Source organism: Herbaspirillum sp. Her3, assembly GCF_057961275.1.
Map to the genome: position 1 here is coordinate 3,909,501 of NZ_CM176328.1, position 25,701 is coordinate 3,935,201.

Annotated in this window: 26 protein-coding genes; 4 read left to right on the forward strand and 22 right to left on the reverse strand. The window is 62.7% G+C overall.

The annotated features are described in order from the left end of the window. Window positions 1-34: 34 nt before the first annotated feature. The 11 genes from trpS to rpsP all read right to left on the reverse strand — a co-directional run bounded on the left by trpS (window position 35) and on the right by rpsP (window position 9,259). On the reverse strand, window positions 35-1,069 hold the full coding sequence (gene trpS / locus ACVC5H_RS17915; protein WP_489619130.1) for a tryptophan--tRNA ligase: 1,035 nt from the start codon (window positions 1,067-1,069) through the stop codon (window positions 35-37). Between the two features lie 259 nt (window positions 1,070-1,328). Then, on the reverse strand, window positions 1,329-1,889 hold the full coding sequence (locus tag ACVC5H_RS17920) for a glycine zipper family protein (protein WP_489619131.1): 561 nt from the start codon (window positions 1,887-1,889) through the stop codon (window positions 1,329-1,331). Between the two features lie 106 nt (window positions 1,890-1,995). Beyond that, a complete protein-coding gene (locus tag ACVC5H_RS17925) occupies window positions 1,996-2,340 on the reverse strand; it encodes a hypothetical protein (RefSeq protein ID WP_489619132.1) in 345 nt (114 codons plus the stop codon). A 369-nt stretch (window positions 2,341-2,709) separates the two neighbouring features. Then, window positions 2,710-4,098, reverse strand: a complete 1,389-nt coding sequence (fumC, locus tag ACVC5H_RS17930; protein ID WP_489619133.1) for a class II fumarate hydratase — start codon at window positions 4,096-4,098, stop codon at window positions 2,710-2,712. Window positions 4,099-4,340: 242 nt separating this feature from the next. Beyond that, complete coding sequence (locus tag ACVC5H_RS17935) at window positions 4,341-4,688, reverse strand: DUF3579 domain-containing protein (protein WP_489619134.1); 348 nt, start codon at window positions 4,686-4,688, stop codon at window positions 4,341-4,343. A gap of 336 nt (window positions 4,689-5,024) precedes the next feature. Further along, on the reverse strand, window positions 5,025-5,984 hold the full coding sequence (locus ACVC5H_RS17940) for a CobD/CbiB family protein (protein ID WP_489619135.1): 960 nt from the start codon (window positions 5,982-5,984) through the stop codon (window positions 5,025-5,027). A gap of 163 nt (window positions 5,985-6,147) precedes the next feature. Continuing rightward, entirely contained in the window at window positions 6,148-6,819 is a 672-nt protein-coding gene (locus ACVC5H_RS17945) for a CoA pyrophosphatase (protein WP_489619136.1), read from the reverse strand. Window positions 6,820-6,932: 113 nt separating this feature from the next. Beyond that, on the reverse strand, window positions 6,933-7,316 hold the full coding sequence (gene rplS, locus ACVC5H_RS17950; protein ID WP_008327243.1) for a 50S ribosomal protein L19: 384 nt from the start codon (window positions 7,314-7,316) through the stop codon (window positions 6,933-6,935). A gap of 154 nt (window positions 7,317-7,470) precedes the next feature. After that, window positions 7,471-8,244 carry a tRNA (guanosine(37)-N1)-methyltransferase TrmD gene (gene trmD / locus ACVC5H_RS17955; RefSeq protein WP_489619137.1) on the reverse strand — a complete coding sequence of 258 codons (774 nt, stop codon included), beginning with the start codon at window positions 8,242-8,244 and terminating at the stop codon, window positions 7,471-7,473. Between the two features lie 75 nt (window positions 8,245-8,319). Continuing rightward, window positions 8,320-8,934 carry a ribosome maturation factor RimM gene (rimM, locus tag ACVC5H_RS17960; protein ID WP_489619138.1) on the reverse strand — a complete coding sequence of 205 codons (615 nt, stop codon included), beginning with the start codon at window positions 8,932-8,934 and terminating at the stop codon, window positions 8,320-8,322. A 70-nt stretch (window positions 8,935-9,004) separates the two neighbouring features. Then, complete coding sequence (rpsP, locus tag ACVC5H_RS17965) at window positions 9,005-9,259, reverse strand: 30S ribosomal protein S16 (RefSeq protein WP_008327198.1); 255 nt, start codon at window positions 9,257-9,259, stop codon at window positions 9,005-9,007. Between the two features lie 313 nt (window positions 9,260-9,572). On the opposite strand from rpsP, the gene ACVC5H_RS17970 reads away from it, so the two are divergent. Then, complete coding sequence (locus ACVC5H_RS17970) at window positions 9,573-9,995, forward strand: TM2 domain-containing protein (RefSeq protein ID WP_489619139.1); 423 nt, start codon at window positions 9,573-9,575, stop codon at window positions 9,993-9,995. Window positions 9,996-10,067: 72 nt separating this feature from the next. On the opposite strand, the gene ACVC5H_RS17975 is transcribed toward ACVC5H_RS17970, so the two are convergent. The 11 genes from ACVC5H_RS17975 to ACVC5H_RS18025 form a co-directional block, all read right to left on the reverse strand. Then, complete coding sequence (locus tag ACVC5H_RS17975) at window positions 10,068-11,852, reverse strand: acyl-CoA dehydrogenase (RefSeq protein ID WP_489619140.1); 1,785 nt, start codon at window positions 11,850-11,852, stop codon at window positions 10,068-10,070. Window positions 11,853-11,946: 94 nt separating this feature from the next. Beyond that, window positions 11,947-12,876, reverse strand: a complete 930-nt coding sequence (locus ACVC5H_RS17980; protein WP_008327189.1) for an electron transfer flavoprotein subunit alpha/FixB family protein — start codon at window positions 12,874-12,876, stop codon at window positions 11,947-11,949. Between the two features lie 2 nt (window positions 12,877-12,878). Further along, on the reverse strand, window positions 12,879-13,634 hold the full coding sequence (locus ACVC5H_RS17985; protein WP_338718729.1) for an electron transfer flavoprotein subunit beta/FixA family protein: 756 nt from the start codon (window positions 13,632-13,634) through the stop codon (window positions 12,879-12,881). 217 nt (window positions 13,635-13,851) lie between these two features. Further along, window positions 13,852-14,811 (reverse strand): 2-hydroxyacid dehydrogenase, encoded by a 960-nt coding sequence (locus tag ACVC5H_RS17990; RefSeq protein ID WP_489619141.1) that lies wholly within the window; start codon window positions 14,809-14,811, stop codon window positions 13,852-13,854. Window positions 14,812-14,833: 22 nt separating this feature from the next. Next, window positions 14,834-15,778 (reverse strand): sugar kinase, encoded by a 945-nt coding sequence (locus ACVC5H_RS17995; protein WP_489619142.1) that lies wholly within the window; start codon window positions 15,776-15,778, stop codon window positions 14,834-14,836. A gap of 11 nt (window positions 15,779-15,789) precedes the next feature. Continuing rightward, on the reverse strand, window positions 15,790-16,533 hold the full coding sequence (locus ACVC5H_RS18000; protein WP_489619143.1) for a sugar phosphate isomerase/epimerase family protein: 744 nt from the start codon (window positions 16,531-16,533) through the stop codon (window positions 15,790-15,792). Then, a complete protein-coding gene (locus ACVC5H_RS18005; RefSeq protein ID WP_489619144.1) occupies window positions 16,530-17,264 on the reverse strand; it encodes an amino acid ABC transporter ATP-binding protein in 735 nt (244 codons plus the stop codon). The genes ACVC5H_RS18000 and ACVC5H_RS18005 overlap by 4 nt, the downstream gene beginning before the upstream one ends. Continuing rightward, window positions 17,251-17,901: an amino acid ABC transporter permease gene (locus tag ACVC5H_RS18010; protein ID WP_489619145.1), complete on the reverse strand. Its 651-nt coding sequence runs from the start codon at window positions 17,899-17,901 to the stop codon at window positions 17,251-17,253. Before ACVC5H_RS18010 ends, ACVC5H_RS18005 begins: the two co-directional genes overlap by 14 nt. Then, window positions 17,901-18,596, reverse strand: a complete 696-nt coding sequence (locus tag ACVC5H_RS18015; RefSeq protein ID WP_489619146.1) for an amino acid ABC transporter permease — start codon at window positions 18,594-18,596, stop codon at window positions 17,901-17,903. The genes ACVC5H_RS18010 and ACVC5H_RS18015 overlap by 1 nt, the downstream gene beginning before the upstream one ends. Before the next feature lie 129 nt (window positions 18,597-18,725). Continuing rightward, the gene (locus ACVC5H_RS18020; protein ID WP_489619147.1) at window positions 18,726-19,529 is read right to left on the reverse strand and encodes a transporter substrate-binding domain-containing protein; all 804 of its coding nucleotides are present in this window, start codon (window positions 19,527-19,529) and stop codon (window positions 18,726-18,728) included. A 256-nt stretch (window positions 19,530-19,785) separates the two neighbouring features. Further along, window positions 19,786-20,913, reverse strand: a complete 1,128-nt coding sequence (locus ACVC5H_RS18025) for a LacI family DNA-binding transcriptional regulator (protein WP_489619148.1) — start codon at window positions 20,911-20,913, stop codon at window positions 19,786-19,788. Window positions 20,914-21,305: 392 nt separating this feature from the next. On the opposite strand from ACVC5H_RS18025, the gene ACVC5H_RS18030 reads away from it, so the two are divergent. The 3 genes from ACVC5H_RS18030 (at window position 21,306) to ACVC5H_RS18040 (ending at window position 25,678) form a co-directional block, all read left to right on the forward strand. After that, on the forward strand, window positions 21,306-23,417 hold the full coding sequence (locus ACVC5H_RS18030; protein ID WP_489619149.1) for a TonB-dependent siderophore receptor: 2,112 nt from the start codon (window positions 21,306-21,308) through the stop codon (window positions 23,415-23,417). A 174-nt stretch (window positions 23,418-23,591) separates the two neighbouring features. Next, the gene (mchS3, locus tag ACVC5H_RS18035; protein ID WP_489619150.1) at window positions 23,592-24,038 is read left to right on the forward strand and encodes an MchS3 family protein; all 447 of its coding nucleotides are present in this window, start codon (window positions 23,592-23,594) and stop codon (window positions 24,036-24,038) included. 452 nt (window positions 24,039-24,490) lie between these two features. Continuing rightward, window positions 24,491-25,678 (forward strand): acyl-CoA dehydrogenase family protein, encoded by a 1,188-nt coding sequence (locus tag ACVC5H_RS18040; protein ID WP_489619151.1) that lies wholly within the window; start codon window positions 24,491-24,493, stop codon window positions 25,676-25,678. The last annotated feature ends 23 nt before the right edge of the window (window positions 25,679-25,701 follow it).

A 25,701-nucleotide genomic window follows, 5' to 3' on the forward strand; every position in this document is an offset into this window, starting at 1 on the left:
ATGCGGCGGTCTTCATTTATTTGGCAAATGTGCCTTAACCGAAGTAGTTCAGGCCCAGCGCGGCATTGACTTCAGCCATGGTCTGCGCCGCCACGGCGCTGGCGCGCTCGGTGCCACGCTTCAAGATGGCCATCACTTCGCCGCGATCCCTGGCGAACTCTTCGCGGCGGGTGCGGATGGGTTCCAGCAGCTCTTGCAGGATGCCTTCCAGGCGGCGCTTGACCACGCTGTCGCCCAGGCCGCCCCGGGTGTAGTGGGCCTTCAGTTCGGCCACGGCATCGCGGTCGGGATCGAAGGCGTCCAGGAAGGTGAAGACCACGTTGCCCTCGACCTGGCCCGGGTCATCCACACGCAGGTGGTTGGGGTCGGTGTACATGCGGTGCACGGCCTGTTTGATCTCGGCAGGCGTGGCGCCCAGGGCGATGGAGTTGCCCAGCGACTTGCTCATCTTGGCCTTGCCGTCGATGCCGGGCAGGCGGCCGGTTTCGGAGAGCACTTCCTTGCATTCGACCAGCACTTCGCGATCCACCACGGCGTTGAATTTGCGCACCAGCTCATTGGTCTGCTCGATCATCGGCAGCTGATCGCTGCCCACCGGCACCAGTTGGCCCTTGAAGGCGGTGATGTCGGCGGCCTGGCTGACCGGATAGGTCAGGAAGCCGGCCGGAATGTCGCGCTCGAAGCCGCGCAGGCGGATTTCTTCCTTGATGGTGGGGTTGCGCTCCAGGCGCGAGACCGTCACCAGGTTCAGCAGCACCATCGACAGCTCATACAGCTCGCGTACCTGGGACTGGATGAAGATGGTCGACTTCTCGGGATCGATGCCTACGGCCAGGTAGTCCAACGCCACTTCGAGAACGTTGTCGGTGACCTTCTGATGGCGGCCCACGTTGTCGGTCATGGCCTGGGTATCGGCCAGCAGCAGGAACTGGCGCGAGGTTTCCTGCAGCGCCACGCGCGACTTGAGCGAGCCGATGTAATGGCCCAGATGCAGCGGGCCGGTAGGACGGTCGCCGGTGAGGACGACGGGCAAGGTGGAGGTGGTGTTGCTCGATGCGTTCGAAGGCATGGTCATTCCTGATCGTTAATCTCTGGAATGCTGCCGGTCCCGACGCTGAAGAAACAATGCCGCCGGAACCGGCGGCATCATGGTCACATGGTCAAGCTGTGTGAAAACGGGCCGCCTCGTTCAGGCGCGCCACCAATGCTGGGTTTTCGCAAGTTGATCTTTTCGGAAAAGCATGGCGGCGAGTATAGCACCGGGAGCCCGCCATGTTGCGTCGCATAATAAAAAACCGCCTCCACAGAGACGGTTTTTGCGCACGCGCTCAATAGGCGCCCGGTGGCGGACCGTAATACGTCGGCGGCGGGCCGTAGTAACCCGGGGGCGGCGGCGGTGCATAGTAGCGCGGGCGGTAGGTATAGACGGTCGTGGTCTCCACCACCGGCTGCTGGACCTGGTTGCCCTTGCTGACCATGCACTGGGTGTAGGTCATGTCATAGCGCTGCTGCATCGAATAGTTGCCGCCCGCTGCCGCGTTGCTGCCGGCGGCACTGCCCACCAGCAAGCCACCCCCGGCACCGATGGCCGCACCCGCTCCGGCATTGCCCGAAGCGGCACCGATCAGGGCGCCGGCCACGGCACCGACGGCAGTGCCGACGGCTGCGCTGTTGGTGGCATTGTTCTGGGTCTGCGCCGCCTGGCCGCCGATGGCTTCCTGGGCATATTGCTGGCATTGCTGCTGATCGGCGCGGAACTGTTCATAGGTCTTGTCCTTGCCCGGCATGGCCATGACCGACGGGCCGGTCGGCACGCTCACGCATCCGCCCAGCGCCAGCATGGCGCCCAGGGCAGAGACAGTGGCTGCGGTCTTGTAGAGGGGTTTCACGATGTTTCCTTTATCGGCTGATATCGATACTGACAGGTCAGGTCAAGCGGGAGCTGCGCGGCAAGCCTGGCGCTGCGGCCGGCTTGCCCGCAGGCCCGGAAGGGTCTTACTGCGGCGGGGCACCACCCGGCACGCCTGGCGTATTGGGCAGCACCTTCATCCACGGGCTGGGGCAGTTATGGACGTAGGGGTAATAGGACTTGGTGTCGGGGCAGTAGTACCAGTAATCCTGGCGCTGCGGTTCGACATAGACCGGCGCCGGCACGCTCTCCACATAGACCGGCGGCGGGTAATAGACCGGCGGCGGATAGTAGACCGGGGGCGGTACCCACAGGGGGCCACCGATGACCACGCCGCCATAGAAGCGTCCATGCGCATAGGCCGATGCGCTGGCCACCAGGCCGGCGATTGCCAGCATGCCGCAGAGGCCGATTGCCGCTAGTTTTTTCATGTTGTTGCCTTTGGGTATGTCTCAATAGGTCTGGAATGCTTTTCCGTGCGCCGTGTCGCCGCCTTCCCCAGGCGGATCACATTAGCCGCAAATCCTTGCCCGGTGCGGCTTGGACGCATCTGGCGCATGAAAACAATATACGCGCGGGCCGCGTTGAAATCTTGGGATGTTTCAATTCGTAACCCTAATCAATAGAGATATACATGGGGTTGAAAAGGCTTTGCAGCCAGGGGCTTACGGCGCTATCCGGGGCGTCTCGCCGGCGCGCCCAACAAACAAAAAACGGCCTTTTTCAAGGCCGTTCCTGTTGCAGTCCCGGGTAACGCAAGGCCTCCTGCGCCCCTGCAACCGGCAAACGACACCACGGGTTCAACCCGGCCGCGTCATCTGCTCCGGCTTGATCCACTCGGCAAATTGCGCTTCGGTGACATAGCCCAGGGACAGCGCTGCCTGCTTCAGCGTGGTGCCGTCATGATGCGCCTGCTTGGCAATCTTGGCAGCCTTGTCATAGCCGATGTGCGGGGCCAGGGCGGTCACCAGCATGAGCGACTTTTCCATCAGTTCGCCGATGCGGCTGTGGTTAGCTTCGATGCCGCGTGCGCAGTGCTCCTCGAAGCTGGCCATGCCATCGCCCAAGAGGCGCACGCTCTGCAGGAAGTTGTGGATGATCACCGGCTTGAAAACGTTGAGCTCGAAGTTGCCGCTGGCGCCGCCGATGTTGAGCGCGACGTCGTTGCCGAACACCTGGGCACACAGCATGGTCATGGCTTCGCACTGGGTCGGGTTGACCTTGCCAGGCATGATGGAGCTGCCCGGTTCATTTTCGGGGATGGTGATCTCGCCAAGGCCGGAGCGCGGACCGGAAGCCAGCCAGCGCACGTCATTGGCGATCTTCATCATGGCCGCCGCCAGGGTCTTCAGGCCGCCGTGCGCAGCGACCAGGGCATCATGCCCGGCCAGCGCAGCGAACTTGTTGGGGGCGGTCTTGAAGGGGAATCCGAAATACTTGGTCAGCTCGGCAGCGACGCGTTCGCCGAATTCGGGATGGGCGTTCAGGCCCGTGCCCACTGCCGTACCGCCCGCAGCCAGTTCGGAAATGGCGTTCAAGGTGGCGATGATGGCCGATTCGGCATGGTCCAGCTGGGCCACATAGCCGGAGAACTCCTGGCCCAGCGTCAGCGGGGTGGCGTCCTGCAGGTGGGTGCGGCCAATCTTGACGATATCGGCAAACTGAGCGGACTTGTCGGCCAGCGTGGCGCGCAGGGTGTGCAGCGAGGGGATCAGGTGCGTGGCCACGGCCATGCAGGCCGCCACGTGCATGGCGGTGGGGAAGATGTCGTTGGAAGACTGGCCGCGGTTGACGTCATCATTGGGGTGGATCAGGCGGTCCTCGCCACGCACGCCACCCAGCAATTCCGAGGCGCGGTTGGCCAGCACCTCGTTCATGTTCATGTTGCTCTGGGTACCGGAACCGGTCTGCCAGACCGACAGCGGGAACTCCAGCGGATGCTTGCCGGCGACGACCTCATCGGCTGCAGCGATGATGGCCTCGGCCTTCTTGCCGTCCAGCTTGCCGAGGTCGCGGTTGACCGCCGCACAGGCACGCTTGACCGCCGCCAGGGCCACGATCAGCTCGGCCGGCATGCGTTCGGTGGAAATATGGAAGTGGTGCAGCGAACGTTCGGTCTGCGCGCCCCACAGGCGGTCGGCCGGGACTTCGATCAGGCCAAAGGTATCGCGCTCCATGCGGTGGTTCATGATGCTGGTTCTCCGTGAGATGAGGACTGAGGGCCGCAAGCGACCCGATGATCCCGTGAGACTCTGGCGGAAACTGGCGGCTGAGTCACCGACGAGACCGGAAATGAAACGTCTAGTGTAACTGCTGGCGGGGCTGACCGCAGGGGCGGTGCAGTGGAGCTGGCGGGATGATGCGGATGAGCGCGGCAATGAGTCCAGCGAACCAGGACGGCATGCTGCCGTCCATGGCCGACAGTGCGGCCTCAGCCCTTGTTGTCCTTGGGCGGATCGGGCAGCACACAGGCCTCGATCACCTGCAGGTCGTTGTCCTTGGCGAAGTTGACCACGAAGTGATAGGCCAGCGGCTCCAGCTCGCGCAAGGCTTCGTTGACCACCACCGAGCGCACCCCATCGATGTGGGTGGGCAGCACGTAAGGGGAATATTTCAGGTGTGCATTGCGACCGCCACTGCCTTCAGGACGGAAGCACGACATCACGCCGCACAGGCGCTCCGCCCAGTCGCTGGGGCGAAACTGCCGGCCATCCGAGGTCTTGCCCAGGATGATGAATTCTTTGGCCGGGGCGTTTGCGGGTTTGATGGGATCAGCCATACATGCAGTTCTTCTAAAGCGCTTGCAACCGAATGCCCTTGTCCTGGTGGGACCGGAGCCCTGGAGTCCGCGGTGCCTCGGCGATGTCCTGCCTGGGTGCCTGCGGTACTGAGTATTATATCTTATAGAAGACTTGGCTTCTACCGGTCTCCCCGCTTCCTGCCTTGGCGGGCATTGCTGCCCTGCCCCGCGTGCCGCCGATGATGTTGCCGGTGCCCATTGCGTCCGGGAACGTGGTGGTCTTGTCAGGTAAAGCCGGAAGTATACCGGGTTGGCGAGAAATGCGTTCCCAAAAACAAAGCGGGCCTGAGCCCGCTTTTTGATACACCGCTACGTCTAGCCCATCCACACTGCCACCGACAGCAGCAGCAACAGGAACATCCACAGCAGCAAGGCGCGCCAGACCAGGCCCACGGTGCTTTGCAGGGTGCGTGGCGAGGGCGTGTCGCCGGGCAGGCCATCGGTTTCCTCGGGCATGGAGTCCACCGTGGCAGCGTCGGCTGGCAGGATGATGCCGGCAGCGGCTTCCTTCTCGGTGCCGAAGCGTACGCCCATGGCACCGCCACCGGCGGCCAGGATGATGCCTGCGGCTTCGTCTTCCCAGCGATCGGCGAAGTTGCGCCAGGCGTAGATGGCGTCCTCGAAGTTGCCCACCACGGCAAAGGCGGCACCGGTCAGGCGGGCCGGAATCCAGTCGATCCAGTAGAAGGCCTGGGCGGCGAAGCGGCCGAAGGCTTCGAACTTCATATGGTCCGGCTCGTTCCAGGCGCGCGCCAGATATTCGGCGACGCGGTACATCACCGCCAGCGCCGGGCCGACCGGCATCAGGAACCAGAAGAACACGCCAAACACGTGGCGATGCGTGGTGATGAGCGCGCGCTCGGAGGCAATGCGCGAGATTTCGCTCACATCCATGCCGGCCGTATCCTGGCGGGTCCATTCGGCCAGCAGGGTACGGGCGGTCATCTCGTCACCACTGTTCAGAGCCAGCTGGATGGAAGTGAAGTAATGGCTGTAATGGCGGAAGCCCAGGGTCATGTAGACCACCAGCACGTTCCAGGCAAAGGCGGCCACCAGGCTCACGTGCAGCAGGATCCAGTAGACCAGCGCCACCGGCACCGTCAATGCGCCCACCATCACCACCCAGCCGAGGCGGCCATGATGCACCTGCCCGGCATTGAACCAGCCCTCAATCGTTGCCGCGAAAGACTTGATCGACGCATACACCGGATTGTCTGCGCGCAGGGGTTTGAGTTGTTCGATTAATAGCGCAAAGAGAATGGAAAGAAATGTCATCAAGCAGCCTTAGGGGTCTCTGTAGCCCGTACGATAGCGCAGTGCAAGAGGGGAATCAAACAAATGATTCGTTGACCAACATCAAGCACGCCATGTCACTGATTTTTACTTATTTGAACACTAGCAGCGACATTGCGTCGCTGTCGCGCGACATATTGTCCTGTCAGCTACGCAGGAAGTGGAACAGGTTGCGCAGCATGCCGGCGGTAGCGCCCCAGATGAAATAACGTTCATAGGGCATGGTGTAGAAGCTGCGCCGGCCGACCGGCGCGGGCAGCTCCACGGAGCGGCGCTGGTGGTTCACGCCATCCATCAGGAAAGCCAGCGGCACCTCGAAGATCTCGGCCACTTCGCGCGGATCGCCCACGGCCTCGAAGGGTGGCTGGATCAATCCGGCCACGGGGGTGACGCGATAGCCGGTGCCGGTGAAGTAATCGGGCAGCGAACCGATGACCTCGATGTGCTGGCGCGCCAGACCGATCTCTTCTTCGGTCTCGCGCAGGGCGGTCTCGATGGCCGAGCCGTCGTAGTCTTCGCGGCGGCCACCGGGGAAGCTGATCTGACCCGCATGATCCTTCAGGTCAGCGGTGCGCTGAGTGAAGAGAACCGTCATACCTTCGTCCCGCAGCACGATCGGGATCAGCACCGAGGCCAGCCGGAAGCGTCCCTTGGACTCGGCCATGCGCGCCATCTGGTCGCCGCTGTGCTCAGGCTCCCAGCGCGGCGGATCGGCGAAGCGCTGGCGCAGCCAGTCGGCATTCAGGCGCGCCGCGTCCAGTGCGCTTTCGCCGGCGACGGCATCCACAGGCAGATTGACGGGATCGAAACTGGCCACGTTGTGCTCGCTAGCTCGTTAAGTTGGCAGGACTTCAACTTCAATACAGCGCCGGAAACGAAAAAGGGGCGTCGCGAGACACCCCTTTTCCTGACGCATCAACAGGCGACCGATTACTCGGCAGCAGCAGCCTTTGCAGCACGGCTGGGCAGCTTTTCCTTGATACGTGCCGACTTGCCCGAACGTTCGCGCAGGTAGTACAGCTTGGCACGACGCACGTCACCACGACGCTTGACTTCGATCGAGGCGATCAGCGGCGAGTACAGCTGGAAGGTACGCTCAACGCCTTCGCCCGAAGAAATCTTGCGGACGATGAAGTTGGAATTCAGGCCACGGTTACGGCGGGCGATGACCACGCCTTCGTAAGCCTGGGCGCGCTTGCGGGTACCTTCAACCACGTTCACGTTGACAATCACGGTGTCGCCGGGGGCGAAGTCGGGAATGTTCTTGGCGAGACGCGCGATCTCTTCTTGCTCGAGTTGCTGGATCAGATCCATTTTTTGCTCCTGTAACCATCTTGCCGGCGCCGTTGCCACGAGGGCTGATTGTGTAGCCCGGTAGAGGATGGGGTTTCAAACACGGCAGCCTGGGCCACCGCACGGTGCAGGTCCGTTGCCGGGCCTGCGGCACTGCATTTGCTGCTATTTGCTACTAAAACTTAGGGTTGGCAGCCTGCTGCGGCAGACTGCCCAGAAACTTTTCATCGGCCTTGCTCAGCAGGCCCTGCTCGCGTGCCCTGACGATCAGGTCGGGGCGCTTGGCCTGCGTGGCCTCCAGCGCCCGTTGCCGGCGCCATTTCTGGATCTCGGCATGGTGTCCACCCAGGAGGATGGAGGGCACCGGCTCACCTTCATAGACTTCCGGACGCGTGTAGTGCGGCGAATCCAGCAATCCATTGACGAAGCTGTCTTCCACCGCCGAAGCACTGTCGTTGAGCGCACCCGGCAACAGCCGGATCACCGCATCCATCAGCGCCATCGCCGGCAATTCACCGCCGGAGAGGACGAAATCGCCGATGCTGATTTCTTCATCCACGCACTTGTCGAGCAGGCGCTGGTCGATCGCTTCATAGCGTCCGCACAGCAGCACCGCCCCACTGTCCTGCGACAGCCGCACCACGCGCTCATGCGTCAGCGGTGCGCCTTGCGGTGAAAGATAAATCACCCGCGGCTTGACCAGGCCCAGCGCCTGCTGTCGCTGCTGCGCCGCCTCGATGGCAGCCTGCAGCGGCTTGGCCAGCATCACCATGCCGGGGCCGCCGCCATAGGGGCGGTCATCCACGGTGCGGTGATTGTCAGTGGTGAATTCACGCGGATTCCACAACTGCAAGCCCCAGCGCTGCTGCTCCAGCGCCCGGCGGGTAATGCCGGATTGCGTCAGCGCGGCGAACATCTCGGGAAACAGAGTGACGACATCAAACTGCATCACGCCTCCATTTCCTGGTATCTCGTGAATCTCTTGCCATCAGCACGCCGGAAAAGAAAAAACTGACCGCAGAGGTCAGTAATCCTTGTGCCAGTCGACGATGATCTTTTTTTCGCTCTGCTGCACCGTCTTGACGAACTGGTCGACAAACGGAATCAGCATCTCGGATGCTGCCGGGGATTTCTCCCTGGCACCCTTCTTCGGCTTTGCATCGGCATCGGAAAGAGGCTCGGGCGCAGTTTCCTGCACCGGGGCCGTCACCATCAGGATGGGATGGGCGCCATTGTCCATCATGTCGGACACCACGCCCAGGTGTTCACCCTGGAGATTTTCCACTGCCGAACCGATCAGATCGACCCAGTAGAATTCATTGTCATCCAGCGCCGGGAAGTGCTTGCGGGAGATGGAAACCACCGTTCCCTTCATCGCTTCGGCCGCATTGCGGTCCGCTACCCCGGTCAGGCGCGCAACGACATCGCCGCTGTGCCCCTTGGACTGCATGACATCGACGTCCTGCTTGGGCTGGCCGGATTTCTCCAGCCACCAGGTCTTGGCATTCAACAAGGCATCTGCCTCGGAAGAATAAGGACGCACGCGAATCCAGCCCTGGATTCCGTAGGCTCCGGTCACATGGCCGACGGTCACGAGATCGTCGGGTGCGGAGAACCCCGCCTGGGCTGGATGAGTCATGAGTACACCAGACCTGTTCTTCATCCTTGCGCCAGGAAACCTGACGCGGAATCAGACAGGAAAACCTGTATTAAGCAGCAGCCTTGGAACCGGCTTCAGCGACCAGGCGAGCAACGGTCGGCGACAGTTGTGCGCCAACGCCTTGCCAGTGGGCCAGACGGTCAGCAGCGATACGCACGGTTTCTTCCTTGCCGGAAGCGACCGGGTTGTAGAAGCCGATGCGCTCGATGAAACGGCCATCGCGACGATTGCGCGAGTCGGTTGCAACGATGTTGTAGAAGGGGCGCTTCTTGGCGCCGCCACGAGCTAAACGAATAACGACCATAATGGTTCCAGTAAGAATACGGACACGGAAAAGCCGCAGATTATAACGGACTTCCGCCCACCCGGGCAAGTTGCTTGGTGCTTTTGTGCCATAGACCAACGCATAAAGCCCCGAGAACTCCCAAAAACACGGCAAAAGTGATGCCAAAAGACATCACTTCTACCCCCATCCGGGCAAGACAGCGGGGTTGCCGACCGTCCTGCCGGAAATGCCTGCACATCACGGGCTCGGCTATACTGCTCCGACCCATGACGACGAAATGACCGCCAGCTTCACTTCCGGCGACGCACAACAGAATAAAGAGACAAGCAGCATGCCCCAATCGCCCCGCCACAAGAACAAGACCCTGACGACCTTCCTGGCCGCCCTCTTCGGCAGCATCGGCCTGCACCGTTTTTATCTCTACGGTAGCCGTGACCGCTTCGGCTGGCTGCACATCCTCGCCATTCCGCTGTCGCTGGCCCTGATGGCGGCGCGCCCGGAAACCCCCAAGCTCTTCACGGGACTGCCCTTGGTGCTGTCGGCCCTGGTCGCCTGCCTGGAAGCGCTGGTCATCGGCCTCACGCCAGACGAGAAATGGGATGCCCGCCACAACGCCGGCAGCGGCAAGACTTCCGAATCCCACTGGATCCTGGCGCTGATCCTGGTGCTGACCGTTGGATTGGGTGCCATGGGGGTGATCGCCCTGCTGGCCCGCAGCTTCGACCTGCTCTTCACCGGCGGCGCGTTCGGCTGATTCCTGCGCCGCCCAAAAGACAAGCCCGGAAAGCCGCCGCAACGGCCTTCCGGGCTATTTTTCAAGCAACGCTCAGAACTGCTCTTCAGCCAGCGCCATCACCGCCTGGCCACCCTCGACGATGGCCGTGCGATAAGCCAGCGCCTGCGGCAGGATCTGGTCAGCATAGAAGCGCGCTGTCGCTACCTTGGCGGCATAGAACTTGCCGTCGCCCTCCCCGCCCTTCAGCCTGGCCGCTGCAATGGCTGCAGCACGTGCCATCTGCCAGCCACCCAGCACGATGCCGGCCATCTTCAGGTAAGGCACGCTGCCCGCAAAGACCGCCTTGATGTCGCTCTTGACGTTGGCCACCACGTAATCCACCACCTGCTCCAGCGCATCGGCCGCTTCTGCCAGACGCGCGGCGATGGGCTGCAACTGCGCGTCGCCCTGCAGTTCCGAGACCGTCCGGCGCACCTGGGCGATGATGCCCTTGGCCACGGCGCCGCCATCGCGGGCGGTCTTGCGGCCTACCAGGTCATTGGCCTGGATGGCGGTAGTGCCTTCGTAGATCGGCAGGATGCGGGCATCGCGGTAATACTGCGCCGCCCCGGTTTCCTCGATGAAGCCCATGCCGCCATGCACCTGCACGCCGGTGGAGGTGACGTCGACGGACATCTCGGTGATCCAGCCCTTGACGATGGGCACCAGGAATTCATAGAAAGCCTGGTTGGACTTGCGGGTGGCCTCGTCATCGCTGAAGTGCGCCGCATCCGAGGTAGCCGCCGCCACATAGGCCAGCGCACGCGCCGCCTCGATCTGGGCGCGCATGGACATCAGCATGCGACGCACGTCGGGCTGGTGGATGATGGCCACCGGACCGGGTGAACCGGCCAGGTCACGCGACTGGATGCGGTCCCGGGCATAGGCCACGGCCTTCTGATATGCACGTTCCGACACCGACAAGCCCTGGATGCCGACCGCAAAGCGCGCCGCATTCATCATGATGAACATGTATTCCAGGCCGCGGTTCTCTTCGCCGACCAGGGTACCGATGGCGCCGCCCTGGTCGCCGAACTGCAGCACGGCGGTCGGGCTGGCCTTGATGCCCAGCTTGTGCTCGATGGACACGCAATGCACATCGTTGCGCGCGCCCAGCGAGCCATCGGCATTGACCAGGAACTTGGGCACGATGAAGAGCGAAATGCCCTTCACGCCCTCGGGCGCATTGGGCGTGCGGGCCAGCACAAGATGGACGATGTTCTCGGCCATGTCGTGCTCGCCATAGGTGATGAAGATCTTGGTGCCAAAGAGCTTGTAGGTACTATCACCTTCCGGCACCGCGCGCGTGCGCACCAGGGCCAGGTCGGAGCCGGCCTGCGGCTCGGTCAGGTTCATGGTACCGGTCCACTTGCCGGAGATGAAGTTGGCGATGAAGGTTTCCTTCTGCTGCTGGGTGCCAGCGGTCATCAGGGCTTCAATGGTGCCGTCCGTGAGCAGCGGGCACAGCGCGAAGGACAGATTGGCCGAGTTCAGCATCTCGATGCAGGGCGTGGCCAGCAGCTTGGGCAGGCCTTGTCCGCCGAACTCCACCGGATGCTGCACGCCTTGCCAGCCGGCCTCGCCGAACTGCCGGAAGGCCTGCTTGAAACCGGGGCTGGTAGTGACCTTGCCATCGGCCCAGCTGCTGGGCTCCTTGTCGGCAGGATGATTCAGCGGGGCGATCACTTCGCTGCAGAACCGGGCTTTTTCCTCGAGGATGGCCTCGGCGGTTTCCGGCGTGGCATCTTCGCAGCCGGGCAGCGCGTTCACGGCGGCCAGACCGGCCAGCTCGTTCATGACGAACAACATATCCTTCACAGGCGCGGTGTAACTCATCTCCAACCTCCATTGGGAACGCTCTGCCGGCGTTCCTTGGGTACACGAAAATACCCCGGCCTGAGCCGGGGCGGGTATTGCTGTGTGCTGCGGATCAACCGAGCTGCTTGACCAGCTCCGGCACGACCTCGAAGAGGTCGCCCACCAGGCCGTAGTCAGCCACCGAGAAGATCGGCGCTTCCTCGTCCTTGTTGATGGCGACGATGACCTTGGAGTCCTTCATGCCGGCCAGGTGCTGGATCGCGCCGGAGATACCGACGGCGATGTAGAGCTGCGGCGCGACGATCTTGCCGGTCTGGCCGACCTGCCAGTCGTTGGGCACGTAGCCAGCGTCGACGGCGGCGCGGGAAGCACCCATGGCGGCGTTGAGCTTGTCGGCCAGCGGTTCCAGGATCTTGAAGCTTTCGGCCGAGCCCATGCCACGGCCACCGGAAACGATGATCTTGGCAGCGGTCAGTTCCGGACGGTCCGACTTGGCCACTTCACGGCCCACGAAGCTGGACTTGCCCGAATCGGCCACGGCCGGGATGCTTTCCACGGCGGCCGAGCCACCCTGCGCCGCCGGATCGAAACCGGTGGTGCGCACGGTGATGACCTTGATCGGGTCGATCGACTGCACGGTCGCAATCGCGTTGCCGGCGTAGATGGGCCGCTCGAAGGTATCGGCCGACTCCACCTTGGTGATGTCGGAAATCTGGCCCACGTCCAGCTTGGCCGCCACGCGCGGCAGGATGTTCTTGCCGTAGGCGGTGGCGGGCGCCAGGATGTGGCTGTAATCCTTGGCGATGGCCAGGACTTGTTCGGCCACGTTCTCGGCCAGGCCATCGGCGAATTGCGGGGCATCGGCCAGCAGTACCTTGGCCACGCCTGCCACTTGCGCAGCAGCGTCAGCGGCGGCCTTGGCGTTGGAACCGGCGACCAGGACGTGTACGTCGCCACCGGCTTGTGCCGCAGCGGTGATGGTGTTGAGGGTGCTGCCCTTGAGGCTGGCGTTGTCGTGTTCAGCAATAACGAGTGCGGTCATGATCAGATCACCTTGGCTTCATTTTTCAGTTTGGCGACCAGGGTCGCGACATCCGGCACCTTCACGCCGGCGCTGCGCTTGGCCGGCTCGGCGACCTTGAGCGTCTTCACGCGCGGGGCGACGTCCACGCCCAGTTCTTCGGGCTTGACGGTATCGAGCTGCTTCTTCTTGGCCTTCATGATGTTGGGCAGCGTGACGTAACGCGGCTCGTTCAAGCGCAGGTCGGTGGTGATGATGGCCGGCAGGGTCAGGGCCAGGGTTTCCAGGCCGCCGTCCACTTCACGGGTCACGGTGACCTTGCCATCTTCCAGCACCACCTTGGAGGCGAAGGTGGCTTGCGGCCAGCCCAGCAGCGCCGCCAGCATCTGGCCGGTCTGGTTGCAGTCGTCATCGATGGCCTGCTTGCCCAGGATGATCAGCTGCGGCTGTTCCTTTTCGGCCAGCGCCTTGAGGATCTTGGCCACGGCCAGCGGCTGCAGTTCGACATCGGCGCCCACTTCAGCCAGGATGCCACGGTCAGCGCCGATGGCCATGGCGGTGCGCAGGGTTTCCTGGCACTGGGTCACGCCGGCGGAGACGGCGATCACCTCGGTGACCTTGCCGCCTTCTTTGAGGCGCACGGCTTCTTCCACCGCGATTTCGTCAAACGGGTTCATCGACATCTTGACGTTGGCGATATCGACGCCGCTGCCGTCACTCTTGACACGCACCTTGACGTTGTAATCCACGACGCGCTTGACTGGTACTAATACTTTCATCGCATGGCCCTTGCAAAAAGGAATTGACGTAAACGTAAACTTCCGCAGGATTATAAAAGCAAAACGGGGTGCCTACCGGTTTTTAGCACGATCGTTCTTTTTGATGTTCGAAGCATACACCAAAGATTCACATGAGCGGAAGGGGAAATGAAGGGAAGGCGCAAAAATTCCGCGTAGCGGAACGACAGCAGCCTGCCCGCAGGCAACACCGGGCTGTTTACACCGCCAGGTGCGGCACCGGTTCGCCGCGCAGCCCGGCGATGAGATTGCTTACCGCCAGCTCGGCCATGGCCAGGCGGGTTTCATGGGTGGCCGAGCCGATATGGGGCAAGGCCACCACGTTGGGCAGTTGCAGCAAGGGGGAATCCACCGGCAGCGGTTCGACCTCGAACACATCCAGGCCGGCCCCGTAGATGGTCTTGTCCTGCAAGGCCGCAACCAGCGCAGCCTCATCGACGATGCGGCCGCGCGAGGCGTTGATGAAGATGGCGCTACGCTTCATCAGCGCAAATTCGCGCGCACCGATGAGGCGTTCGGTCTCGACGGTGAGAGGCAACATCACGCACACGAAGTCAGCCTGGGTCAGCAGTTCGTCCTGACTGACGTAGCGCGCATCCAGTTCGCGCTCGGCTTCGGGATCAGGACGCCGGTTGTGATACAGGATGGACATGCCGAAACCATGATGCGCCCGCCGCGCCACGGCACTGCCGATGCGGCCCATGCCGATCAGGCCGAGCGTCTTGCCGTGCACGTTCACGCCGAACTGGGCTTCTCCGATACTGCCCTTCCAGCGTCCGGCCTTGACGTATCCGGCCAGCTCCACCACCCGGCGCGCGGTGGCGAGGATGAGCGCAAAGATGGTGTCGGCGGTCGCTTCAGTCAGCACGCCGGGCGTATGCGCCAGCATCAGGCCGCGCTGGCGGAAGTAAGCGAGATCGAAATTGTCCACGCCCACCGAGATGGTGGAAGCGATCTTCAGCCGGGGCGCGCCATCCAGCATGGCATGGGTAATGGGCAGGCTGGCACCGATCATGCCATCGGCCGTCTTCAAGGCCGCGAGGAAATCCGCGCGATTGTCATCGGTAATGCGGTCAAACAGGGTGAGGTCGAATTCGGCCTGCAATCGCTGCACCAGGTGCCCGGGCAATGTCTTGTAGACCACAACATGCTGCTTCATCGGTGTTCCTGTCAGAGTCAAGTCAAGCCGAGACCGCATCCAGCTCGGCGCGCGTAGGCAAGCCCTCCATGTCGCCCACCACCTGGATGGCCAGCGCCCCGATGCGGTTGCCGCGCATGACGGCCTGCGCCACCGGCAAGCCTTCCAGCATCCCGCTGATGACGCCCACCGCGAAGCCATCACCGGCCCCCACGGTATCGACCACTTCCTTCACTGGCACCCCAGCCACCCTGCCCTCGCCTTCACCATTGCGCCAGTAAGCGCCCTCGGCGCCCAGCTTGATGACCACCATCTTCACACCGCGCTCCAGGTAGAAGCCGGCGATCTCGCGCGGATCTTCATATCCGGTCAAAACCGTCCCTTCCGACCAGCCCGGCAGCACCCAGTCAGCCTTGCAGGCCAGCGCATTCAACTGCTGCGCCATCACCTCCCTGGACGGCCACAGCATCGGCCGCAGGTTGGGGTCGAAGGAAATCGTCTTGCCCGCACCGCGCATGAAATCCATCGCGTGATGGGCAAAGGCCATGGTCGTGGGCGACAGGGCCGGGGCGATGCCGGTGGCGTGCAGGTGACGCGCCGCGCCGAAGTAGGCGGTATCGAAATCGTCCAGCGACAGATGACTCGCCGCCGAGCCCTTGCGGTAATACTCGATGGCCGGATCAGCGCCATCGACCGCCTTGGCCTTCAGCTGGATGGCGGTGCGAAATTCCATGTCGGTCAGCACGCGGCTGACATCCACACCCTCCTGCGCCACCCGCTTGCGGATGAAGCGGCCGAAGGCATCATTGCCCACCCGGCTGGCCCAGCCCACTTTCACACCCAATCGCGCCAGGCCGATGGCCACGTTGGTCTCGGCACCGGCCAGGCGACGCGTGTATTTTTCCACTTCCTCGAAAGGCCCCACTTCATCGGCCACCAGCAGCGCCAGGGCTTCGCCCCAGGTCACCACGTCCAGTTGCATCGTCATTGTGCTTGTCCTCAGACTGCCGCCAGCATCGCCACGTGGCGGCGTGTGGTCTCTTCAAGATCGCTGCCGATCAGCGGGAATTCGATGGCACGCAGGATGCCCGACGGGAAATGCCCCAGCATGTCCTGCCAGTGGCTGTCCTGCGCCTGCAGCGGCACGGCCTTCAGTTTGCCCTGGCTTTCCTGCACGCCCTTGCAATGCACATAGCGCACGTGCGGCGCCAGCGAACGCGCGGCCGTCTCGGGATCGACACCCTGCCAGCGCCAGTTGCCCATGTCGAAGGTCATGCCGAAGGCATAGCCATTGCCGGTGCACAGCGCCAGGAAACTGACGATGGGCTCCAGCCGCCCGCCTTGCGGGGTCTGGTCGTTTTCCAGCAGGACTTCGATGGGAGAATGCGAGAGGAAGCGCAGCAGCGACTGCAGATCACTGCCCGCCGAGAAATGACCGAGGGACACTTTCAGGAAACGCGCGCCCACTTCTTCGGCCTCTTCCATCACCTGGCTCATCTGGTCGCGGTCAAAGCGTCCATTGGCCGCAAACAACTCCAGGGGCGCGGAATAGACCGAGAACAGCTTGTGCTGACCCAGCAAATCCCGCAGCCCGCCCAAGTCCTTGGGACCATCGAAGAGTTCGCGCCGTATCTCCAGCCCCGCTGCCCCGGCCGCCGCCACCATCGGGATCAGGTCGGCATGGCCGACCCGCCGCACCAGATCCGCCCCATAGGCCGAGGCGGCGACCAGGACCGGGCTCATTTGATGGCCCCCGCGCCGATGAACTGCCTGGCTTCCGGCGTCTGCGGATCGGCGAAGAATTCCTCCGAGGGCCGTGCTTCCCACACCTTGCCCTGGTGCATGAAAACGGTGATATCCGCCACCCGGCGCGCAAACTCCATCTCGTGCGTCACCAGCAGCATGGTCATGCCGCCGCGCGCCAGCTCTTCCATTACCTTGAGCACTTCGGCGGTCAGCTCCGGATCCAGCGCCGAGGTCACCTCATCGAACAGCATCACCTGCGGCTCCATCGCCAGCGAGCGGGCAATCGCCACGCGTTGCTGCTGGCCGCCGGACAACTGCTCGGGATAGGCGTCGGCCTTGTGATCCAGGCCGACCTGCTTCAAGACCTTGAGCGCAGTCGCGCGCGCAGTCTCGGTGGCGGTTTTCTTGACGATGCGGGGCGACAGCATGATGTTCTCCTCCACGGTCAGGTGCGGAAAGAGATTGTAATGCTGGAACACCATGCCGACATCCTTGCGCAATTCGATCAGGTGTTCGTGTTTGTTGGTCAACTTGTGCCCGGCCACGGTGATGCTGCCGCCATCGATGGTCTCCAGGCCGTTGATGCAACGCAGCATGGTGCTCTTGCCCGAACCGGAGCGGCCGATGACGGCCACCACCTGGCCGCGCTCGACCGACAGCGAAATGCCGTTCAACACCTGGTTGCTGCCGAAGCGCTTGGTGATGTTGTCAATCTCAACGATGGGCATGGAATTTCCTCTCTAAGGCAAAGGCGAAGCGCGACAGCGGATAGCAGAAAACGAAGTAGATACCGGCCACGATGGGGAAGACCAGGAAAGGCTGGAAGGTCGCATTGCTGACCAGCTTGCCGGCCTGCGCCAGTTCCACCAGGCCGATGATGGAAGCGATCGAGGTGTTCTTGACGATCTGCACCAGGAAGCCCACGGTGGGCGGCAGCGAAATACGCACCGCCTGCGGCAGGATCACGTAGCGCAACTGCTGCCAGCGCGTCATGGCCAGGGCGGTCGAGGCTTCCCACTGCGGCACCGGCACGGCCTCAATACAACCGCGCCAGATCTCGCCCAGATAGGCGCTGGAATAGATCGTCATGGCAATGGTCGCGGCCACCATGGGCGGGAGCTTGTAACCAAAGATCGCCAGTCCGTAGAAGGACAGGAACAGGATGATCAGCACCGGCGTGCCCTGGATGATCTGTATATACACCGCCGAGAGCAGCCGCAGCGGCGCGATGTGCGAGGTCCGCATCAGGGCCACGATGAAGCCGGCGATACCGCCACCGACGAAGGCCAGCGCCGACAGCAAGAGCGTCCAGCGCGCCGCTTCCAGCAGGAAGAGGAAGTTGTCCCAGGAAAATTCAGCGAGCATCACATCCTCCTCGGACGAGCCACGCCCAAGCGGCGACGGCGTTTGAAGACCACCAGCCCGATCAGCCAGAAGGCCAGGCGGAACAGCAGGGCCAGCAGGATGTAGAGCACCATCACCACCAGGTAGATCTCGAAGCTGCGGAAGGTTTCGGCATCCAGCAGGTTGGCCGTGGCAGTCAACTCCTCAGCCGAGATCGCCGAGACGATGCTGGAGGCCAGCATCATCAGCGTGAACTGGCTGGCCAGCGCCGGATAGACCTTTTCCAGCGCGGGCGTCAGGACCACGTGCCGGATCACCTGTCCCCGCGTCATCGCCAGCGCCTGCGCCGCTTCGATCTGCGAAGGGTGGATGGCCATCATGCCGGCCCGCACGATCTCGGTGGAATAGGCCCCGAGGTTGACCGTCATCGCCACCAGCGCTGCGACGTTGGCATTGACCTGCACCCCGATGGAAGGCAGGCCGAAGAAGATGATGAACAACTGCACCAGGAAAGGCGTGCTGCGGATCAGCTCCACATAGGAGGTGACCACCAGACGCGCCGGCCTGCTGCCGTGAATGGAAATGATGGCGCCGAAAATACCGACGGCCAAACCGCAGATCATCGACAGCGCGCTCAGCCGTATGGTGAGCAGCGCCCCGACCAGCAACTGATCCAGATGCTGGAAGATGAACGCGAACTGAAAATCGTATTGCATCGTGTGCTCCTCCGACAAACCCGCGCCGTCCGTTCATGCCATGAACGGCGCGTGATCTGTTCTACCCAGGCTGCGCATGAGGTACATCACGCGCATGCGCAGCCACTTCTGCAAGACAGTTTCCGTGGATCAGAACACCGGCAGGTTGGGCAGCGGACCGGCCCACTTGCGCGAGATCGCATCCAGTTCGCCGTTGAGCTTGACGTAGTAGATGAAGTTGTTGAGCCACTGCTGCAGCTCATAGGAGCCCTTGCGCACGGTCATCGAATTGGGCTGCACCGAGTACGGGAACTTGACTTCGATCTTGCCCTGGCCACGGCTCTTGACGATCTCGTTGGCCATGGTGTTGGGGATGGAGATGGCATCGACCTGGTTCGACAGCAGCGCCTGGGTCACCGTGGAGTCATCCTCGAAACGCACCAGCACCGTGCCGGCCGGGGCCAGGCGGGTCAGAGCGGTGTCATTGGTGGAGCCGCGCGAGACGCCCACTTTCTTCTTCACCAGGTCGTCCAGCTTCTTGTAGTTGGCGCCGACCGGGCCGACGATGGAGAGCTCGAAGCCGCTGTAGGGAATCGTGAACAGCACCGACTTGGCACGCTCGGGCGTGGGCGCCAGCGTGGCGGCCAGCATGTCGACCTTGCCCGACTCCAGCGCCGGGATGCGCGCCGGCGGCACCAGCGGGACGATCTCCACCGGCAGGCCGAGATACTTGCCGATCAGGTTGGCCACATCGACGTCATAGCCGATGGGCGTGCCCTTGGCATCGACCGAACCGAACGGCGGGGTGCCGCTGACCACGCCGATGGTGATCTTGCCCTTCTTGGTCAGCTCGGCGATGCTCTGCGCGCTGGCACTGGCGGTGGTGGCCACTGCGCAGGCGGCGGCCAGCGTCAGTGCGACGAATTTTGCGTTGAAAATGTTCTTGATGCTCATCCTGGTCTCCTGATCATTGCCGTGTGGACGGCAGTCCGTTAAGTAAGACAGGCGCCGGATCCTGCAGCATGGTGAATGTCGCCGCGCGGCTTCCTTTGCCCCTCCTTGTTGCTGCCTGCTTGTGCTTCCCGCTTGCAGGTCTGTATGCGGCCCGTGGGCCCTTGATGCTGATTCGTGCAACTCTTCCGTCCTGTTCCAAGGTCTTACCACTGACGTGTGGCAGGGCCTGGGGTTGTGGTAACGGTTTCAGTTCTGCTCAGGCAGGGGTGAGCCGCTCTGCCGCTGCCGGACTGATCCTGGCGGCAGTCTGCGCCACCAGGGCCCGTGCGGGTTCCCCCTCGACACTGGCACTCGATCCACGGCAGATCAGCCGGGGATCCAGCAGGATTTCCATGCGCACCGAGCGTTCGCCGTGGATGCGCACCAGCAGGCGCTCGATGGCCGTAAAGCCGATGTCATAGGTCGGTTGTTCGATGGTGCTGATGCCGCTGCCTACCAGCGGCGACCAGGCCAGTTCATCGAAGCACAGCAAACCCACGTCATCCGGAAAGCGTAGCTGCATGCCCTGCAAGGCCAGCGCGATCTGCAGGGACACCATGCCGTTTCCCGCCAGCAGGGCCAGCCGCCCCTTGCTGCCCGCAGCCGCGCGGCGCAGGAAGAATTCGCGCAGTGCCGTGGCGACATGGCCGGGCTGGCGCACATCCACTTCCAGCGTCTCGCCGTGGCAATCGGGGCGCTCCGCCATCGCCTGCAGGAAACCGGCCTGCCGGCCCTGGCGCGAACTCACGCCATGAAGCGGCTGCACCACCAGGGCGATGTCGGTATAGCCCTGGGCCAGCAGGTGGCGTGTGCCCAGCTGCGCGGCCTTGACGTTATCCAGCCCGACCAGATCGAAATCACAGCCTTCCACGTGGCGGTCCAGCAGCACCACCGGAAAGGCCGCCTGCCCCAGCTCGCGCAGCGGCGTCACGTTGCGGCCCTGGGTATTGAACAGCAGGCCTTCCACGCTGTAGGAATGCAGGGCCGCCAGCGACTGCTTCTCGCGCGCCTCGTCATTGCCGGTATTGCACAGCATGAGCGTATAGCCATGCTTCTGGCAGGCCGCCTCCGCGCCATGCAGCACGGCCACCGAATAGGGATTGAGAATGTCGGCCACCAGCATGCCGATGAGCCGCGTCCGTCCGCCCTTGAGCCCGCGCGCCATCTGGCTGGGCTGATAGCCCAGGCGCGCAATGGTCTTGCCGATCTGATCGCGCAGGCGTGCCGAGAGCGCGTCGAAATCGCCGCCCAGGTAACGCGATACGCTGGTCTTGGACACCCCGGCCTCCCGCGCGACCTGCGCGATGGTGACCCGGTCGGTGCCGGTCTTGGTGCTTTGTCTCACTATTGCCCGCCAAATCGTTGAACTGCGTCGGTGATTTGTGCTTCCAGTTCCGGGCTGCTCATTTATATGAATCTTTTGGAACCGGTTCCAAGATAGCAGCGGGATTGGGGCGGGTCAAACTTATTTCAGATGAAATATTTGAACGGCAGCGATGAGAGGAACTGTCAGGTTCTCATGTGCCGATATGAATGAATCAGCTCGCAAGACAGGGTTTCTGCCTGACGCTTTTCCCCCGCCTGCCCTTCCCCCAACCGGGGCTCAAGGCTGATGCGCCGCATCAGATGAAATCGGCCAATTTGATGCGACAAGATGCAAGCTATCCGTAAAAAATTGTTGCTCAGCACAAGAATGCGATATCATAAATAGTAATTATTCTCATTATTAATTGATTCATGCCCTCGCTCTCTCCCGGCGCCCTCGCCATCCTGCTCGCTTTTTCCGTCCTGCCGGCTTCGTCCGTGCTGGCCCAGACTGCCGCGACCGACAGCAGCACCGCCGCCACCCAGTTGCCCACGGTCGATGTGGTCGCCGATGGGGTCAACGACACCCAGTTCAAGGCCACCCAGAGCCAGGTCAACAAATCCGGCACACCGCTGTCGCAGACGCCGCAATCGGTGTCGGTGGTGACCCGGGCCATGCTGGACAGCCAGCAAGCCGTCTCCCTGGCCGACGCCCTGGAAAACGTCCCCGGCGTGGTCGCGCAGCAATACGGCCGGCGCGGCTGGGATGACCTGATCATCCGCGGCCAGGTGGCCTCCGATTCGCTGTATCTGGATGGCTTGCGCACCACGGCCAGCTCGCGCGTGGCCGAGCAGTTGTCCGGCTTGCAGCAGGTGGAAGTGCTCAAGGGGCCGGGCTCGCTGCTGTATGGACTGGTGCTGCCGGGCGGCCTGGTGAACATGGTCAGCAAGCGTCCGCAAGGGACGGATTTTGCCAACGTCGACGTGACCGCAGGCAGCCACAACTTCTACCAGACCACGGTGGATCTCAACAAATCGCTGTCGGAAAACGGCAAGCAGGCCTTCCGCATCAATGGCCTGATTTCCAATTCGGACGATGCCACCGACCACGTATGGTTCAAGAACCGCTACATCGCCCCCTCGCTGTCGCTGGACCTCGGTGCGCGCACCGACTTCACCATCCTGACCAGCTACCAGGAGCGCAACTACGTGCGCCAGCAAGGCCTGCCGCTGACCGGTTCCATCAACAGCAACGTCAACGGCGCACTGCCGCGCAGCCTCTTCACCGGCGAACCGGGCGCGCGGCCTTATGCCGCCAACGAGACCCGCATCGGCTACGCGCTGACGCACCGTTTCGATGATGGCTGGACACTCAACAACAACGTGCGTTACCAGCAGTTCGAAATGAGCGGGCAGCTGGTCGCCAACAATGCTCTCAGCAGTACCGGCACCAGCCTCACCCGCACCGGCACGGACCAGACCTACGAAGGCCAGACCTTCAGCATGGATACCAACGTCCAGCGCACTTTCAACACGGCGCTGGGCAAACACGCGATCACGCTGGGGACGGACTATCTCAATTCGCGCGAAGACGCGACGTCCTATACCTGTACGGTCGCCGCGCTCAACGCCTATAACCCGGTGTATGGAGCGACGCTGAAGTGCCCGACCAAACCCAACACCGCCACCTCGACCAGCATCCGCGATACCGGCCTGTATGCACGCGACCAGATCAGCTTCGGCGAACGCTGGCAGTTGCTGACCGGCCTGCGCTACGACAACGCATCCACCTACTCCACCAACCTGAACACGGGTACGCACACCAACACCCCCTCCAGCGCCACGACGGGCTCGGCGGCGTTGATGTATGAGTTGTTCCTAGGGGTGCGTCCATACATCAGCTATGCCACCTCGTTCTATCCGAACAGCGGTACCGATGCCAATGGCGGCACCTTCAAGCCCGAGACCGGCAAGCAGTGGGAAGCGGGCGTGAAGTTCGACCTGGACGAAGGCCGTACCAGCCTGAACGTGGCGGTCTTCGACCTGCGCCGCCGCAACGTGCTGGTGACCGATCCCAACAATACCGGCTTCAACATTGCCGTGGGCGAGCAGCGTTCCCAAGGTGGCGAGATCAGCGTGACCTCGGACCTGCGCAATGGCCTGAGCCTCAATGCCGGCTATTCCTACACGGCGGCCATCGTCACCGATGACGGTGGCCAGCGCACCACCACCGTGGGCCAGTGGCTGGACAACGTGCCGCGCCACAACTTCACCACCAGCGCGCGCTACCGCTTCAAGGGCGAGCTGGCCGGATGGGAATGGAATGGCGGCGTGCATGGCCAGAGCATGATGCGCACCAATGGCTATACCCTGCCGGGCTACGTGCTGGCCGATACCGGCGTGGCCTACAACGCCGAGCGCTGGCGCGCCGCGCTGAACGTGAAGAACATCTTCAACACGCATTACTATGCGGGCGGTCTGGCCAAGGCCGTGGCGCTGGGGGATGACCGGACCATTTTGCTGACGCTGGGGTATCGTTACTGATCCCGCATCGAGATTGGTGCGCATCGAGATCGGCCGCCTCATGCGGCCGGTTTTTTTATCCAAATGATTCGACGTACATCGATTCATTTCAAGGTGCAGGGGAACGACCGCAACACTGCATTCTTGTCCGGGCATAATGCCGGCTCCCTCCCTACAAGCCCACGAGAAATCGCCATGCAATCGAAAAGCTTATTTTTTCCGTCGCTTTCGTTGTCCGTGTTACTGCTTGGCGCACATCCATACATTCACGCCGCAGAGAAGGCATCGGAGGATCTCGCCCGCCTGCGCCAGACACCCACCTTCGCCCTCGGCCAGGTCGGCTTCATCGGCCACATCAGCGACAGCGAACAACGCTATCGCCGCCTGCTCCAAGGCCCCGCCGCACTGGATCTGTTCACGCAACTGATCGAGGACGCGTCCGCCACCAAGGAAGCACGCCTGTATGCCGCCTGCGCCATCCGCACCCTGGACGCAACACGCTTCGAACAACTCACCCGTTCATTGCGTGCCGGCGGCGGCGATGTATCGGTACTGCGGTCAGACATCCTCCAGCGCGAATCCATACAAGATCAGTTGCAGCGCATCGCGCAACACGGCTGCGCCGAGGCGTATTGGCGATAGGGATCACCCGCACCGCCACCATCGCAATCAGGTCAGCGCAAACAAGAAGAAAAAGAAAAGTGGCGGACTCCCGAAGAAGTCCGCCCGAAATGAAGGCCAGAAGGAGCCTGTGAAGAAACTGAACAGGTGGTCCTGTCAGTTCCGGCCTTCATGGTAGTCAGTCCCTGCCGCCCATGGCAAATCCGCCCCGCCGATTAGCCCCATCAATACTGCAAATACTCCTCCACACAGTGCACCGGCCCTCTCGCGTTTAGTGCAGGACGGCGCCAAACGCCCGTCCCGTGCGGCTTTCACGCATCATGCAGGTGCACCACGCACAAGGCTGCGCGCAATCACGGAGCGGCCTAATCATTATTACTAATATTCATCCGGCGGATTCCTAAATAGAATTTGACCCTGCTTTGCCCCACGGACGACACTCAGCTACCTTCTTTCAACCAAAGTGGTGTGCCATGAATTCGATCACGCTCGATGTTTATCCCGTCCAGAAAAAAGTCGTCACCGCCACCCCGCCGCACGCGCACTCTCCCGAGATGGATGCCCTCATCGCCGAGGTGAGCGCGCGCCGCGATGAGTTCGATCAGCTGGGCCACGTGCCGCGCGATCTCGTCGCCACCATGAAGAAAGCCGGCATCTTCCGCAGCGGCACGCCACGCAAATTCGGTGGCGAGGCCCTGGCACCGGCGGCCTTCCTGGCGATGGTCGAGCGCATCTCCATGGCCGATGGCTCGGCCGGCTGGGTTGCCGCCTTCGGCTCGGCCAACACTTACCTTGCGGCACTGCCCATCGACACGCAACGCCAGATCTACGCCGACGGTCCCGATCAGGTCTATGCAGGCGGTCTCTATCCGCTGCAGGAAGCCAGGGCTGTAAGCGGTGGCTGGGAAATCACCGGGCGCTGGCACTTCGCCAGCGGCTGCAAGGGCGCGGACTGGATCGGTGTCGGCATCAAGGACAGCAGCGGCCCCGACGATGGCACGCAAAAGCCCGCCCTCATGGCCGTGATGCCCGCCGCCGAAGTGGAGATCATCGACAACTGGAACGTGGTCGGCATGCAAGGCACGGGCAGCCACGATACGCGCCTGAAAGACAAGTTCGTCGCCCACGAATGGACCTGCGCGCGTGGCGCTGCCGGCCTCATCGACGAACCGCTGTATCGCTATCCCGCACTGGCCTATCAGGCCGAAGTACACGCCGCCGTCAACGTCGGCCTGGCGCGCGCGGCGCTCGATATCGTCACCGACATGGCCGGTGGCGCCAAGATCATGCCGGGGGCGCTGCGCCTGGCTGATCGCGCCTACTACAGGATCAAGCTCGGCCTGTCCGAAGCCAAGTGGCGCAGCGCCCGCATGTTCTTCTATGACGCCTGCGAACAGGCATGGGAACAGATCGTGGCCGGCAACCCCGTCACCGAAGAGATCGACATGATGCTCAAGCTCTCGGCCACCTACGCGGCACGGGTCTCGATGGAAGTGGTCAACGACGCCTACCAGGCGGCCGGCATGGCGGCCATCCAGCGCACCCACCGCCTGCAGCGCATCGTGCGCGATGCCATGGTAGTCACGCAGCACGCCGCGCTGTCGGAACTGAACTACGAAAGCGCTGGCGCGCTTTTTGCAAAGCTGGGGATCAAGCGCTGATGCGCCTGCCCCGCTGACGTCTT